A 529-nucleotide genomic window follows, 5' to 3' on the forward strand; every position below is an offset into this window, starting at 1 on the left:
AATATCTCTTTACACTCAAATAGATGCTTTAAACCCGGATCAAGAAAGTTCCTTGAATAAAAATTTCTTTTTTTAAAATTTATAATGAGTATAATCTCTTCACCAGATTGAATAGCACTTGGAAAGCTTTTAATTCATAATCGTTGCATATGAATATACTCTTCATTTATTAAGTATATAAATCTATTTTTTAATACATAATATAAATTAACCCGTGGTGCATTTAAGCAATACGAGTTTTTATGTTGTTAATATTTCTATTGTTTAGTTTATTAATGCATTGTATAAAAGTCATTGCCATTATCTTAGATAATATTCTATTCTTAAAGCCATCAAAGGATTACGCATAGTTTCTTCTAATAATAAACTGATCACAGAATTGCGAAAATAAGTTTTCGATGGTCTTTGGGTTTTTTTTATTATTTTTAGTCTGCGGATTATAGTTCTGTTTTTTTATTGGGTTAGGTTTTTGTATTTTTATATGGTTGTAAGTAATTAAGTCTGTTTTATAATCATTTATGTGATTTTC

1 pseudogene is annotated in these 529 nt (G+C 25.1%); it reads right to left on the reverse strand.

Features of this window, described 5'->3' with window-relative positions:
- Positions 1-223 precede the first annotated feature (223 nt).
- Positions 224-409: pseudogene (locus tag GNY06_RS15455) on the reverse strand (IS982 family transposase); the annotation flags it as partial.
- Positions 410-529: the final 120 nt, after the last annotated feature.

It is taken from the genome of Elizabethkingia argenteiflava (assembly GCF_009904105.1).
Lineage (GTDB): Bacteria > Bacteroidota > Bacteroidia > Flavobacteriales > Weeksellaceae > Elizabethkingia > Elizabethkingia argenteiflava.